Origin of the sequence: Streptomyces lavendulae subsp. lavendulae (assembly GCF_002803845.1) — a bacterium.
Classification (GTDB): Bacteria; Actinomycetota; Actinomycetes; order Streptomycetales; family Streptomycetaceae; genus Streptomyces; species Streptomyces lavendulae.
The window spans coordinates 4,130,084-4,144,585 of sequence record NZ_CP024985.1; the positions used below are offsets into that span (position 1 = coordinate 4,130,084).

General features: G+C 72.3%; 6 protein-coding genes, 1 rRNA gene and 1 pseudogene. 3 read left to right on the top strand and 5 right to left on the bottom strand.

Annotated elements, in window-relative coordinates; genetic code table 11:
* Positions 1-13: 13 nt before the first annotated feature.
* Positions 14-1,538, bottom strand: a 16S ribosomal RNA gene (locus SLAV_RS17980).
* Positions 1,539-2,101: 563 nt separating this feature from the next.
* The gene (locus SLAV_RS17985) at positions 2,102-2,638 is read right to left on the bottom strand and encodes a MarR family winged helix-turn-helix transcriptional regulator (protein WP_030225653.1); all 537 of its coding nucleotides are present in this window, start codon (positions 2,636-2,638) and stop codon (positions 2,102-2,104) included.
* A gap of 125 nt (positions 2,639-2,763) precedes the next feature.
* Between SLAV_RS17985 and SLAV_RS17990 the strand changes: the two genes are divergently transcribed.
* Positions 2,764-4,065, top strand: a complete 1,302-nt coding sequence (locus SLAV_RS17990; RefSeq protein ID WP_199922118.1) for an MFS transporter — start codon at positions 2,764-2,766, stop codon at positions 4,063-4,065.
* Between the two features lie 81 nt (positions 4,066-4,146).
* Here SLAV_RS17990 and SLAV_RS17995 read toward each other — a convergent pair.
* Both SLAV_RS17995 and SLAV_RS18000 read right to left on the bottom strand, forming a co-directional pair.
* A pseudogene (locus SLAV_RS17995) lies at positions 4,147-5,877 on the bottom strand (ATP-binding SpoIIE family protein phosphatase).
* Positions 5,878-6,011: 134 nt separating this feature from the next.
* Complete coding sequence (locus SLAV_RS18000) at positions 6,012-7,430, bottom strand: NAD(P)/FAD-dependent oxidoreductase (RefSeq protein ID WP_030225646.1); 1,419 nt, start codon at positions 7,428-7,430, stop codon at positions 6,012-6,014.
* 341 nt (positions 7,431-7,771) lie between these two features.
* On the opposite strand from SLAV_RS18000, the gene SLAV_RS18005 reads away from it, so the two are divergent.
* Both SLAV_RS18005 and SLAV_RS18010 read left to right on the top strand, forming a co-directional pair.
* Positions 7,772-8,545, top strand: coding sequence for a TetR/AcrR family transcriptional regulator (locus SLAV_RS18005; protein ID WP_030225645.1), 774 nt, complete (start codon positions 7,772-7,774; stop codon positions 8,543-8,545).
* Positions 8,546-9,118: 573 nt separating this feature from the next.
* Positions 9,119-11,092 (top strand): sigma-70 family RNA polymerase sigma factor, encoded by a 1,974-nt coding sequence (locus SLAV_RS18010; protein ID WP_030225644.1) that lies wholly within the window; start codon positions 9,119-9,121, stop codon positions 11,090-11,092.
* Here SLAV_RS18010 and SLAV_RS43170 read toward each other — a convergent pair.
* Positions 11,079-14,384, bottom strand: a complete 3,306-nt coding sequence (locus SLAV_RS43170; protein ID WP_100660908.1) for an AfsR/SARP family transcriptional regulator — start codon at positions 14,382-14,384, stop codon at positions 11,079-11,081. The genes SLAV_RS18010 and SLAV_RS43170 overlap by 14 nt on opposite strands.
* Positions 14,385-14,502: the final 118 nt, after the last annotated feature.

Here is a 14,502-nt window from a genome sequence, read left to right on the forward strand (position 1 = left end):
ATATGCTCCTTAGAAAGGAGGTGATCCAGCCGCACCTTCCGGTACGGCTACCTTGTTACGACTTCGTCCCAATCGCCAGTCCCACCTTCGACAGCTCCCTCCCTTACGGGTTGGGCCACCGGCTTCGGGTGTTACCGACTTTCGTGACGTGACGGGCGGTGTGTACAAGGCCCGGGAACGTATTCACCGCAGCAATGCTGATCTGCGATTACTAGCGACTCCGACTTCATGGGGTCGAGTTGCAGACCCCAATCCGAACTGAGACCGGCTTTTTGAGATTCGCTCCACCTCACGGTATCGCAGCTCATTGTACCGGCCATTGTAGCACGTGTGCAGCCCAAGACATAAGGGGCATGATGACTTGACGTCGTCCCCACCTTCCTCCGAGTTGACCCCGGCGGTCTCCTGTGAGTCCCCATCACCCCGAAGGGCATGCTGGCAACACAGGACAAGGGTTGCGCTCGTTGCGGGACTTAACCCAACATCTCACGACACGAGCTGACGACAGCCATGCACCACCTGTATACCGACCACAAGGGGGGCACTATCTCTAATGCTTTCCGGTATATGTCAAGCCTTGGTAAGGTTCTTCGCGTTGCGTCGAATTAAGCCACATGCTCCGCCGCTTGTGCGGGCCCCCGTCAATTCCTTTGAGTTTTAGCCTTGCGGCCGTACTCCCCAGGCGGGGAACTTAATGCGTTAGCTGCGGCACCGACGACGTGGAATGTCGCCAACACCTAGTTCCCAACGTTTACGGCGTGGACTACCAGGGTATCTAATCCTGTTCGCTCCCCACGCTTTCGCTCCTCAGCGTCAGTAATGGCCCAGAGATCCGCCTTCGCCACCGGTGTTCCTCCTGATATCTGCGCATTTCACCGCTACACCAGGAATTCCGATCTCCCCTACCACACTCTAGCTAGCCCGTATCGAATGCAGACCCGAGGTTAAGCCTCGGGCTTTCACATCCGACGTGACAAGCCGCCTACGAGCTCTTTACGCCCAATAATTCCGGACAACGCTTGCGCCCTACGTATTACCGCGGCTGCTGGCACGTAGTTAGCCGGCGCTTCTTCTGCAGGTACCGTCACTTTCGCTTCTTCCCTGCTGAAAGAGGTTTACAACCCGAAGGCCGTCATCCCTCACGCGGCGTCGCTGCATCAGGCTTTCGCCCATTGTGCAATATTCCCCACTGCTGCCTCCCGTAGGAGTCTGGGCCGTGTCTCAGTCCCAGTGTGGCCGGTCGCCCTCTCAGGCCGGCTACCCGTCGTCGCCTTGGTGGGCCATTACCCCACCAACAAGCTGATAGGCCGCGGGCTCATCCTTCACCGCCGGAGCTTTCAACCCCCGCCCATGCGGGCAGGAGTGGTATCCGGTATTAGACCCCGTTTCCAGGGCTTGTCCCAGAGTGAAGGGCAGATTGCCCACGTGTTACTCACCCGTTCGCCACTAATCCACCCCGAAGGGCTTCATCGTTCGACTTGCATGTGTTAAGCACGCCGCCAGCGTTCGTCCTGAGCCAGGATCAAACTCTCCATGAATGTTTACCCGTAATCGGGTGCACACACACGTTGAGCGGGCACGTCATGTCGGAATATGACCGACGCGCCACAACGTCCTCGCTGTGTTTGGTTGCCTGCAAGCATCACCCGAAGGCGACCTCGCAGGTCTTTTTCAAAGGAACCTCATCCACCGAAGTGGACGGGGTATCAACTTCTGGCGTTGATTTTTGGCACGCTGTTGAGTTCTCAAGGAACGGACGCTTCCTTTGTACTCACCCTCTCGGGCTTTCCTCCGGGCTTTCGTTCTGTGTTCTTGCGTTTCCGACTCTATCAGATCCTTTCGGGCCTGACCCCCAGTCAGCGGGGTTTGCCTTCCGGGCTGTTGGGCCCTTCCGACTCCTGAACTCTAGCGGATTTCCCCGGCAACCGATAATCGGGCCTTCGGAAATGAATTCGGGCACGCCGAATTCGTTCCCAGTGGGAGATCGTGCTGAGTAGGTTGCCGCAACGAGGCGGCGGGATTCGTTGACGCCAGAACCTTCCGGCTCTGGGACAACTCGAAGAACCTTACGGATCCCCGAGGGCGGTGTCAACTCGGGTGGTCAGGCCGGGGACTGGAGGTCTTCGACGCGGTCCAGGAGCCGGGTGAGCATGTCGCCCAGGACCCCGCGTTCCGCCGTCGACAGGTCCTGGAGCAGGTCCTCCTCGAAGACCGTGGCCGCGCGCATCGCGTCGAGCCACTTGCTGCGGCCCTCGTCCGTCAGCTCCACGATCACCCGGACGCGGTTGGACTCGTCCCGCTCGCGGGTCACCAGTCCCTCCGCCGTCATGCGGTCGATCCGGTGGGTCATCGCCGCCGGCGTGAGGCCGAGCTGCTTCGCGAGCTCGCTCGGGCCCATCCGGTAGGGCGCCCCGGAGATGACGAGGGCCTTGAGGACCTCCCACTCCGCGTTGCTGATGCCCAGGGCCGCGGTCTGGCGCCCGTACGCGACGTTCATACGTCGGTTCAGGCGGCTCAGGGCCGAGACGACCTTCTCGACCTGGGGGTCGAGGTCCTGGAATTCGCGCTGGTAGACGGCGATCTGCTCGTCGAGGCTCGGCTCGTGGACGGGCGTGGCGCCGTCGGGGGTGTCACCCATGGGTCGAAGTATCGCACGAGCTCGTTGGCGTCTAACTCCTTCGATGTGTAGAGTTAAGGATCGAACTTTAGGTATGAAGTCTTCAGGCTTCAGTTAATCAAGGCGGGTGAGAAGTGACCAAGGTGATGGGCGCTGCGATGCGGCGGATCCAGGCCGGGAACGCGTTGACCGCGTTCGGCATCGGCTTCACGGTTCCGTTCCTCTACATCTACGTGGCGCAGGTGCGAGGTCTGGGCTCCATGGCCGCCACGAGCGCGTTCGTGGCGTTCGCCCTGGGTGCTCTCGTCGCGCTGCCCTTCACCGGTCGGGTCATCGACCGACGTGGTCCGGTGCCCGTGGTCATCGGTGCGGCCGTGGCCGCCTCGGTGGGCGCGCTGTCGCTCGGGCTGTCGACGGGGATCGTGGCGATCCTGCTTTCGGCGCTGGCGCTGGGTGCCGGGCAGGCCGTGATGCAGCCGGCGCTGGCCACGATGATCGTGTGGTGCTCGACGCCGTCCACCCGGACGCGGGCCTTCGCCCTCCAGTTCTTCATGCAGAACCTGGGTCTGGGCATCGGCGGTCTCGTCGGCGGCCAGATCGTCGACGAGAGCCGGCCCGCCAGCTTCACCCTGCTCTTCGGCATCGAGGCCGTGATGTTCCTGGTGCTGGCCGCGGTGATCGCCACCGTGCGGATGCCCCAGGTGGCGGGTCTCAAGGACGCCATGCCGCAGAAGGACGGGGCGCAGGCCGGCGGCGGCTGGAAGCGGATGCTGCAGCACAAGGCGATGGTGCAGCTGTGCGTGCTGGGCTTCGTGCTGTTCTTCGCCTGCTACGGGCAGTTCGAGTCGGGTCTGGCCGCCTTCGGGACCGAGGCCGCGGGGATCACCCCGTCCACCCTCGGGTTCGCCCTCGCCGCCAACACCGGTGCGATCGTCGTGGCGCAGTTCGTGGTGCTGCGGCTGGTGGAGAAGCGGCGTCGGACGCGGGTCATCGCGCTGGTCGGGCTGATCTGGACGGTCGCCTGGGTGATCGCCGGGTTCTCGGGGCTGGGGCACGGCAGCGCCGTGATGGCCGCGGGCGCGTTCGTGACGACGTACGCCCTCTTCGGGATCGGCGAGGCGATGCTGTCGCCGACGCTGGCTCCGCTGGTGGCCGATCTGGCTCCGGAGGGTTCGGTCGGGCAGTACAACTCGGCCTTCGCCCTGGTGAAGCAGATGGCGCTGGCGCTCGGGCCGCTGGGCGTGCCGCTGGGTGCCGGGATCCCGATGCTCTATATCGGCGTGTTCGTGGCGGTCTCGCTCGGCATCGCCTGGCTGGCGCTGCGGCTGGGCAGGCAGCTGAGCCCGGTGCAGGACAACCCGTCGCTGTCGCGGGTCGTGGCGCAGGGCGGGCCGGTCGCCGGCGCGGCGCCGGCGGGCATCGTCGCTTCGGAGCCCGCGCACGTGTAGTCGTACGCACGTGTAGTCGTACGTATGTATGGGTGTGGGAAAGGCCCCGGTCCTTTGGACCGGGGCCTTTCCCGTGTGCGGCTACTTGTCGGGGAGGGCGAACTCGCACCAGACGGCCTTGCCGCCGCCGGGGGTGCGGCGGGTGCCCCAGGACGAGGCGATGGTGGCGATGATCGAGATGCCGCGGCCGGTCTCGTCGGCCGGTTCGGCGCGGCGGCGGCGCGGGAGGTGGTCGTCCCCGTCGGTGACCTCGATGATCAGGCGGCGGTCGGTGCGGCGCAGACGCAGGCGCATGGGCGGCGTGCCGTGCTGGAGGGAGTTCGCGACGAGCTCGCTCGCGGCGAGGACCCCGAGGTCGCACAGTTCGGCCGGGAAGCGCCAGGAGGCGAGGACGCCCTGGGCGAAGGCGCGGGCGCGGGGGGCCGCTTCGACTCCGCCAAGGAGTTCGAGGGCTGCGTTGTGGAAGAGCTCGGCGTCGGCGCCGGTGCGGGCGGGCTGCTGGAGGACCATCACGGCGACGTCGTCGTCGTGGTCGGCGTCCACGCCGAGGGCGCGCATCAGGCGGTCGCAGATGATCGCCGGGGTGCCCTGGGCGCCGGAGAGGGCGCGTTCGAGGGCGGCGACGCCTTCGTCGATGTCCTCGCCGCGGCGTTCGACCAGGCCGTCGGTGTAGAGGACGGCGGTGGAGCCGGGGCCGAGCGCGATGGTGCCCGAGGAGTGGAGCCAGCCGCCGGTGCCGAGCGGGGGGCCGGTGGGGTCGGCGGCGCGGCGGACGGTGCCGTCCTCGTCGCGGACGAGGATGGGGAGGTGGCCGGCGGAGGCGTAGGCGAGGAGGCCTTCGTTGGGGTCGTGGACGGCGTAGACGCAGGTGGCGATCTGGCTGGCGTCGATCTCGGCGGCGAGGCCGTCGAGGAGTTGCAGGACCTCGTGGGGCGGGAGGTCGAGGCGGGCGTACGCGCGGACCGCCGTGCGGAGCTGTCCCATGACGGCCGCGGCGCGGACGCCGCGGCCCATGACGTCGCCGATGACGAGGGCGGTGCGGCCGGCGCCGAGGGTGATGACGTCGTACCAGTCGCCGCCGACGGCCGCTTCGGTGCCGCCGGGCTGTTAGGTGGCGGCGACGCGGAGGTCGTCGGGCTGCTCCAGCTCCTGGGGGAGGAGGGAGCGCTGGAGGGTGACGGCGGCCTCGCGCTGGCGGCGTTCGCTGGCGCGGAGGCGGTCGACGGCCTCGGCGTGGTCGGTGACGTCGGCGAGGTGGACCAGGATCCCGCTGTGGTGGGGGTCGGGTTCGCCGTCGGTGGCGGCCTTGGGGAAGTCCACGGGGGTGCAGGTGACGGTGTAGGAGCTGCCGCCGCCGGGGGCGGTGCGGTTCTTGGCCGTACGGGGCTTGCCGCTGCGCTGGACCTGGTCGAGGAGCGGGAGCAGGCCGAGGTCGCCGAGTTCGGGCAGGGCTTCGTGGGCCGGGGCGCCGGTGGTGCGGGGGCCGAAGCCGGCGGTGTAGGCGTCGTTGACGTAGGCGACGCGGTGCTCGGGGCCGTGGACGAGGGCCACGAGGGCCGGGAGCAGGCCGAGGACCTCCCGTACGGAGAGCTCGTCGAGGCCCGGTACGGCGGGCAGCGGTGCCGTGCCGGTGCCGCTGACGGTGGGGTCGGCCGGGCTGCCGTCGGGGGGCGGGGCGGATCGGGCGGCCGCGCCGCGGGCTGCCGGGACGGAGCCTTCGCCCCGTTTGGCCTGGGCTGCGGCGTGCTCGTTCCGGGCGGCGGCGCGGCGCTGCGTTCCGGGAAACCGGGCGCTCCAGCGCGTGAAGTTCACTGCGTTCAAGCCTCTTGGTGTCGCAAGTGGTCGCTGTGTCGCTCGTGGTGGGTCGCTGGACGGTGAGGTCACTCTGTGCAGGCGTGGGCCCACCTATGGTCACACGTCCAGTGTGGCCGACCGCACTGACAACGTCAGCCCTGGCTGTCCTTCGGGGGGTCGGGGGTGGGGGGCGGCGGGAGGTGGGGACGGTGTCCGCCCGCGGCGAGTTCGAATTCTGCCCTGGGGTGTTCGAGGGAGCCGAGGGAGACGATCTCCCGCTTGAAGAGGCCCGAGAGGGTCCATTCGGCGAGGACGCGCATCTTGCGGTTGAAGGTGGGGACGCGGCTGAGGTGGTAGGCGCGGTGCATGAACCAGGCGGGGTAGCCCTTGAGCTTGCGGCCGTAGACGTGGGCGACGCCCTTGTGGAGGCCGAGAGAGGCGACGGAGCCGACGTACTTGTGGGCGTACTCGGTGAGGACTTCGTCGCGCAGGGCGGCGACGAGGTTGTCGGCGAGCTGTTTGGCCTGGCGGACCGCGTGCTGGGCGTTGGGGGCGCATGTGGCGCCGGATTCGGCGGCGGTGATGTCGGGTACGGCTGCCGCGTCGCCGGCGGCCCAGGCGTGTTCGACGCCTTCGATGGTGAGGAAGGCGGTGCAGGCGAGGCGGCCGCGGTCGTTCCTGGGGAGGTCGGTGGCGGCGAGGACGGGGTGGGGTTTGACGCCCGCGGTCCAGACGATGGTGCGGGTGGGGAAGCGGGAGCCGTCGCTGAGGACGGCGACGCGGTTCTCGCAGGAGTCGAGGCGGGTCTCCAGGCGTACGTCGATGTTGCGGCGGCGCAGTTCGCGGACGGTGTAGGTGCCCATTTCGGGGCCGACCTCGGGGAGGATCCGGTCGCTGGCCTCGACCAGCACCCATTTCATGTCCTCGGGTTTGACGTTGTGGTAGTACCGGGCCGCGTAGCGGGCCATGTCCTCCAGTTCCCCGAGTGCCTCGACGCCGGCGTATCCGCCGCCCACGAAGACGAAGGTGAGGGCGGCGGCGCGGATCTCGGGGTCGCGGGTGGAGGAGGCGATGTCCATCTGTTCGATGACGTGGTTGCGCAGGCCGATGGCCTCTTCCACGGTCTTGAAGCCGATGCCGTAGTCGGCGAGGCCGGGGATGGGGAGGGTGCGGGAGACGGAGCCGGGGGCGAGGACGAGTTCGTCGTATTCGATCTCGATGTCGCCGGTGCCCTCCTCGGCGGTGGCGAGGGTCGTGACGGTGGCGGTCCGTTTGGCGTGGTCGATGCGGCGGGCCTCGCCGATGACGATGCGGCAGCGGTCGAGGACGCGGCGCAGGGGGACCACGACGTGGCGGGGGGAGATCGAGCCCGCGGCGGCCTCGGGGAGGAAGGGCTGGTAGGTCATGTAGGGCTCGGGTGTGACCACCGTGATCTCGGCTTCGCCGGATCTCAGCTTCCGCTGGAGGCCGAGCGCCGTGTACATGCCGACGTATCCGCCTCCGACCACGAGGATGCGCGTGGGGGGCGGGGTGCCGGGTGCGTCGCCCCGGGAGTTAGCAGCCTTCACCATCCCATGACGCAACGTGGCCGGGAGTTTGTCCACAGGCCCGGCACATTGTGTGACCGGTGAGGGTGGCGGGGCGGGTCTGCCGAGGGGGTCGAGTCGGGCGAAAGGTCCGCAGGTCAGAGGCTACGGAAGGGTCGATTCCGGAGACTTGCGGCGGAAAAGTGGGGATGAATGCTCCGATCGGGCGGTGCTCCGTCCGGGGCTGCCTCTTCTGAATTGACTCTGGCTCAACTATGTTCGTATCTCGTCGAGGAGTAGGACCAGGGCCCCATGACCGTGGCCCCCCTCGACACGAAGGCGGGGAGTGTCTCCGGGGGGAGACAAATGATTACCGGGGGATACATATGCATATTTCCGATTTCCATGGCTCTGTCACCGCGCTGTCCGCGGAGAGCGGCGGCCGCGTGATGGCGGGCGCCACGACCCACGGAGTGGGCCGTTCCACGCCGCTGCGCGTCGACGCCCAGCGCAACCTCGAACACGTCCTGCGGGCCGCCCGCGAGGTCTTCGGCGAGCTCGGCTACGGCGCTCCGATGGAAGACGTGGCGCGGCGCGCGCGGGTCGGTGTCGGCACCGTCTACCGGCGGTTCCCGAGCAAGGACGTCCTGGTCCGGCGCATAGCCGAGGAGGAGACCGCCCGGCTCACGGAGCAGGCCCAGTCCGCCCTCGGCCAGGAGGAGGAGCCCTGGCAGGCGCTGTCGCGCTTCCTGCGGACCTCCGTCGCCTCGGGCGCGGGCCGGCTGCTGCCGCCGCAGGTCCTGCGGGTCGGCGCGGCCGAGGAGGACGAGGCCGAGGAGGCCGCCGCCGCGGCGCGTGTGCCGCAGCAGCGGCAGGCCGTCGTGGGCGGGGTGCCGGACCTGCGGGTCGTGGGCTCGCGGAGCGCGGTCGAGGACGAGCCGGCGGAGGACTCCGGGGCGGGTGCGCTGCTGGAGGTCGTCGGGCGGCTCGTGGACCGGGCCCGGGAGGCCGGCGAGCTGCGGGCCGACGTCACGGTGGCCGATGTGCTGCTGGTGATAGCGACCGCCGCTCCCGCACTGCCGGACCCGGCGCAGCAGGCCGCGGCTTCGGCCCGGCTGCTGGACATCCTCCTCGAAGGGCTGAGGTCCCGGACGGCGTGAGCCGTGCGGGTACGGCGTGAGCCGTGAGCCGCGGATACGGCGTGAGCCGTGCGGGTGGCCCGTGCCGGTTGCTTGAGTCGTGCCGGGCGGCCCGTGCCGGTGGCCCGAGACGTACCGGGCGGCCGGAGCCGGTGGCCTGAGACGTGCCGGGTGGTTCTGTCCCGGAGGGGCGGGCCGGTGTGAGCCGTGTGGGTGGTTTCGTCCGGGGGCTCCGTCGGGGAGCGCCGTCGGGGAGTGTCGTGGGGCTCTGCCGGTCTTCGGTTTCGCCGGGGGCGGCGGGCCGTTGGCGGCGGGCCCCGGGCGGCGGTCCGGGAAGGGGCCGGGGCCCGGTGTTCGGGGGCTTTCGGGGAGGGTCGGCTCGCTGGGCGGGTGCTTCGCTTCCGGTCGGTTCGTCAACGGGTGGCCGTGGGGCGGGCGTCGCTCGAACGGGTGAGCACCGTTTCGGTGGTGTCGTCGAGTTGCCGGGACCTGCCCGGACGGGTGGATGCCGCGGAGAGACGTCCGGGGCACCTTCGCCGTGTGACACGCTGGCTCGGTGTACCGGGCTGAGTGTGTCGTGCGGGGGCTTCCGCGATGAGCGTTGACGGGCGGGACGGGTCCCTCGGTGGCTCCGGCGGGGAGGCCGGGCCGGGGAGCCTGCCCCCGCGGCAGGTGCCGGCCCAGCGCGAACCGGCGGGACGGCACGCCGCTCCGCGGCCGGGTGGCGCCGATCTGCCTCCGTCCGACGCCGACTTGATCGCCCGGATGCGCGGTGGTGACGACGGTGCGTACGAGGAACTGTTCCGTCGGCACTCCGAGGCCGTGCGCCGGTACGCCCGCACCTGTTGCCGGGACGGGCACACCGCCGACGACCTGACCGCCGAGGTGTTCGCGCGGACGCTCCAGGCCGTGCGGGGCGGTGCGGGGCCCGACCAGTCGGTGCGGGCGTACCTGCTCACCACCGTGCGGCGGGTCGCCGCGGCCTGGGGGAAGACCGCCCGGCGGGAACATCTGGTCGAGGACTTCGCGCTGTTCGCGGAGCAGGCCGCGGCCGGTACCGAGGGCGCGGGCGGCCTGGGCGGGCTGGGCGGCGACGACGGCCTGGAGCTGGGCGCGGACGTCCGGGCGATGCACGAGGCCGAGCGGTCGCTCGCCATGCAGGCCTTCCGGAGCCTGCCCGAGCGGTGGCAGGCCGTGCTGTGGCACACCACGGTCGAGGAGGCTTCGCCGAGTGCGATCGCCCCGCTGTTCGGGCTGAGCGCCAACGCGACGGCGGTGCTGGCCAGTCGGGCCCGGGAGGGCCTCAAGCAGGCCTACCTCCAGGCGCACGTGAGTTCCGCGCTGAGCGCGGGCGGCGACTGCGCCCGGTACGCGGACCGGCTGGGCGCCTATGCCCGGGGCGGGTTGCGGATGCGGGCGGAGCGGGGGCTGCGCAAGCACCTTGAGGAGTGCGCGAAGTGCCGGCTCGCCGCCGGGGAGCTGAAGGACGTCAACGCCGGGATCCCCGCGCTGCTGCCGGTCGCGGTCATCGGGTGGTTCGCCGCCGGGTACGCCGCCAAGGCGGCCGGGGTGGTTGCGGGTGGGGCCGTCGCGGCCGGTGGGGCGGGAGCCGCTGCTGCCGCCGCGGGCGGTTCCTCCGCGGGGGCCGGTGCCGCGGGTGCGGGAGCGGGAGCGGCCGGAGGGACCGGGGGTGCCGGGGCGGGGACCGGGGGTGCCGCTGCCGCCGAGGGGCTGGGGCTGCCCGCCAAGGCCGCCATCGCCGCCGGGATAGCGGTCGCCGCGGCCGCCGGGGTGGTGTTCGCCCTCGTCGGGGACGAGCCCGAGCCGGTGCGGGCCGCCGCGAAGCCCGCACCCGGGGTGGTGGCCCCGGCCGTGCCGAAGCCGGCCGCGTCCGCGGCTCCGGAGACCGGTGCGCCCGCGGCTCCGTCACCGGCCGCGCCGAAACCCGGGCCGCCCCGGCGCTCCCCGGAGCCCTCGGCTCCCGCATCGGTGCCGCCGTCGCCCTCGGCTGCCCCGGCACCGGCCCCGGCGTCGAAGCCGCCGTCGGCCTCGCCCCGACCCGAGCCGAAGCCCTCCCCGACTCCGACGCCCGCCCCGTCGCCCGCCAAGCCCTCGCCGAAGCCCCCGGCGGCCCAGGACTTCCAGCTGGCGCGGCTCGGGCACTCCGCGTACGGGCAGCACACCGCGCCGGAGGTGGAGACCTGGCGCAGCAGCTGGGTGTGGCAGCGGTGGGGGCTGGAGGTGGGCGGTCAGCGGTTCGGGCAGGGCATCACGGTGAACTCCCGTTCCTCGGTGGAGATCACCCTCAACCGGCAGTGCACCGGCTTCTCGGCGCGGGCCGGGGTGGACGGGCTGTCGCTGCTGACCGACGGGAAGCTGCGGTTCTCCGTCTACGGCGACGGACAGCGGCTGTGGCGGTCGGGCGCGCTCGGGTACGGCGACGCCCCGGCGGACGTCCGGGTGTCCCTGGCCGGGCACGAGACGCTGCGGCTGGTGGTGGAACAGGCCGGGCAGGGGCACCTGCCGACGCTGGCGAGCTGGGCGGACGCGGTGATCAGCTGCCGCTGAGCGCGGCGGGGGCGGCGGGGGCGGCGAGCAGGGCGGCCACCTCGGCGGGGGTGAGGGTCCGGCCCTCCGCTTCCGCCTCGGCCTGGGCGGCCGCCCCGAGCAGGGCGCGGGTGCGGGCCGGGAGGTCCTCCAGGACGGCCTCCTCGGGGACCGAGCGCGGGTGGCCCGCGCGCCAGGCGGTGGCCGCCGCGAGGACCCGTACGCTCTCGGCCGGCCGACCGGCGTCCGCCAGCAGCAGGGCGGCCGTCTCGGCGAGCGCGGCCAGGAACCGCTCCGCGCAGCGGGCGGCGACCGCGTCGGCGAGGCCCTGGGCGGCCTTGGCGAGGCCGGCTTCCGGGCCCTGTTCGCGCCGGAGCAGGGCGGCCTCGACGGTGGCCAGCCCGGCGGCGAACTGCGCGGGTCCCGTGATGCCGTCCGCCGCGGCGCGGGCCTCCTCGCACGCGGTGCGGGCCCGGGCCGTGTCCCCGCGCCGGAGGGCGAAGAACGCGGTGAGGAGCCGGGCGAAGGCCACGACGTCGTAGAGCCCGCCCTGCCGGTCGGCCTCCCGCTCGGCCTCCGCCAGGAGCCGCTCGGCGCCGTCGAGGTCGCCGCCGCTGTAGACGGCCTCCGCGATGCGGGCGAGGGCGAAGGGGACCTCGGTGTGGGCGCCGACCTCGCGGGCCAGGCGCAGGCATTCCTCGTACTCGGCGCGGGCCTCGTCGTAGCGGCCGCGCGAGAGGGCCATCTCGCCCGCCGCGCTGGCGACTTGGGCGCGGGACCAGCGGTCGCCGACCCGGGAGGCGATCCTGTGGAGCTCGGCGAGGTCGGCGTCCACGGTGGGCAGGCCGCCCGTCGTGTCGATGGCGGTGTGGGCGCGGAACATCAGGATGACGCCGAGTTCCCAGTCCCCGGCGTGGCGGCGGGCGTTGGCGACGCCCCGGTCGAGGTCGGCGAGGAAGTCGGCGGTTTCGCCGGTGAGGAAGCCGAGCGCGGGCCAGAGCATGCCCGGGAAGCGGACCGATTCGGGGGAGTCCTGTCGGAAGATGTCCTGGATGCGGCCGGCGAGGGCACGGTACTCGGGGGTGCGGAAGTGGTCGCCCCGGTTGCTCTCGGCCAGCAGGAACATGTGGAGGATCCGCAGGTGCAGGGCGTTCCAGTACGCGCGGGAGCCCTCGGGCCCGTCGGCAGGGGTGCGGTCGAGGATGCGGCCGATCCATTCGACGCCCTCGACGCGGTAGTCGCGCAGCCACCAGAACCAGCCGAGGGCGAGGGCGATGCGCTGGGCGGACTCCGTGGCGTCCGGGGTGGGGGTTCCCAGGGTGGTGTCGAGGGCGGTGCGGAGGTTGTCGAGCTCGGTCTCGACGCGCCGGATCCAGGGGAGCTGGGCCCGCGAGCGCATCAGGGGTTCGGCCCGCTCGGCGAAGGCGAGGTAGTGGGCGGCGTGGCGGCGGGCGGCGGCGTCGAGGGCGGCCGGGTCGGCGGCGGCGCGCTCGGCGGCGTACTCGTGGATGGTCTCCAGCATGCGGTAGCGCATGCCGGGCGTGCTCTCGTCGCCGTCGGGTTCGGCGAGGACGAGGGACTTGTCGACGAGTGAGCCGAGGACGTCGGCGACGTCGAGGGTGCCGACGGTGCCGGCGGTGCCGGCGGTGTCGGCGGTGTCGGCGGTGTCGGCGGTGTCGGCGGTGTCGGCGCAGACGGCTTCGGCGGCGGCCAGGTCGCAGCCGCCGGCGAAGACCGACAGGCGGGCGAGGACGGCCCGTTCGGAGGCGTCGAGGAGGTCCCAGGACCAGTCGACGACCGCGCGCAGGGTCTGCTGGCGGGGCAGCAGGGTGCGGGCTCCGCCGGTGAGGAGGCGGAAACGGTCGTCGAGCCGGTCGGCGATCTGGCGCGGGGTGAGCAGCCGCAGCCGGGCCGCGGCCAGTTCGATGGCCAGCGGCAGGCCGTCGAGGCGGGCGCAGATCTCGGCGACGGCGGCGGGATCGTCGGCCGGGGTGAAGCCGGGTCGGGCGGAGGCGGCGCGGTCGGCGAAGAGGCGGTGCGCGGTCGGGGGCGGCAGCGGTTCGACGGGGCGCAGGAACTCGCCCGGCACGCCGAGGGGTTCGCGGCTGGTGGCGAGGATGCGGACGCCTGGGCAGTGGGTGAGGAGGCGTTCGGCGAGTTCGGCGGCGGCGCCGATGACGTGCTCGCAGTTGTCGAGGACGAGGAGGAGGCTGCGGTGCGCGCAGTGCTCGACGAGGAGGTCGGCGGGGTCGGCGGTGGTGGTCTTCTCGCGGGCGACGAGGCTGCTCTCGCGCAGGCCGAGGGCGCTGAGTACGGCGCCGGGTACGGCGGCGGGGTGGTCGAGGCGGGCGAGTTCGACGAGCCAGCCGGAACCGGGCCGGCCGGCGGCGGCGTGCTCGGCGAGCCGGGTCTTTCCGGAGCCGCCGGGGCCGGTGAGGGTGACGAGCCGGGAGCGGGCGAGGTCGTCGGCGAGGGCGGCGAGTTCGGGCTCGCGGCCGACGAAGGAGGTCAGGCGGGGGCGGAGGTTGCCGCGGGGCTGCGGGGGCACGGGCGGGGCCGGTGCCGGGGCCTGGAGCAGCTCGGCGTGCAGGGCGCGGAGCCGCGGGCCGGGGTCGGTGCCGAGGCCTTCGGCGAGGTCGCGTCGGGTGCGCTCGTACGCGGCGAGGGCGTCGGCGGAGCGTCCGGCGGCGCGGAGTGCGCGCAGCTGCTGGGCGCGCAGGTCCTCGTCGTACGGATGTTCGTGGATCAGCGCCTCGATCTCCGGCAGGAGTGCGGCCGGTGCGGTGGCGCCGCTGCGCAGGTCGGCCTCGACGCGGTCGCGCGCGGCGCGGGTGCGGCGGGCCTCGGCGGGGGCGGCGTGGGAGGTGCGGGCGGGCTCGGGGAGGTCGGCGAGGGCGGGGCCGCGCCAGAGCGAGAGGGCCTCGCGGAGGGTGGCCGCCGCGGCGGCGGGGTCGGCGGCGGGCGCGGCGAGCTGCTCGGTGCCGAGGGCTGCCAGCCGGGTGAAACGGTGGAGGTCGACGTCCTCGCGGGCCGCGGCGAGGCGGTAGCCGCCGGCGGGGTCGGCGCGGACGCTGTCGCGGGACCCGAGGGCGCGGCGCAGTCGGGAGACGAGGGCCTGCAGCGCGGCGGGGGCGTCCCGGGGCGGGTCGTCGCCCCAGACCTCGTCGACGAGGTCGGCGACGGGGGTGGCGGCGGGACCGCCGGCGCGCAGGGCGAGCGCGGCGAGGAGCGCGCGCAGGCGGGCGCCGCCGAGGGGAAGGGGGGCGCCGGTCTCGTCACGTGCCTCGGTGACGCCGAGGATGAGGTACCGCACCGGGCAATTCTGCCCTGCCCCTGCGGGGAGCGCCGCGCAGTTTCCCGGCCCCGGCCCGGGGGCGCTCGGGCACGGACCCCGCGGGGCGGGGCACGGACCCTTCCGGGCCCCGGGCCCA

What these genes read in the sequence shown, in the direction of transcription:
- SLAV_RS17985 (WP_030225653.1), bottom strand. Translation starts at nt 2,638, where the DNA reads ATGGGTGACACCCCCGACGGCGCCACGCCCGTCCACGAGCCGAGCCTC.
- SLAV_RS17990 (WP_199922118.1), top strand. Translation starts at nt 2,764, where the DNA reads ATGGGCGCTGCGATGCGGCGGATCCAGGCCGGGAACGCGTTGACCGCG.
- SLAV_RS18000 (WP_030225646.1), bottom strand. Translation starts at nt 7,430, where the DNA reads ATGGTGAAGGCTGCTAACTCCCGGGGCGACGCACCCGGCACCCCGCCC.
- SLAV_RS18005 (WP_030225645.1), top strand. Translation starts at nt 7,772, where the DNA reads ATGCATATTTCCGATTTCCATGGCTCTGTCACCGCGCTGTCCGCGGAG.
- SLAV_RS18010 (WP_030225644.1), top strand. Translation starts at nt 9,119, where the DNA reads ATGAGCGTTGACGGGCGGGACGGGTCCCTCGGTGGCTCCGGCGGGGAG.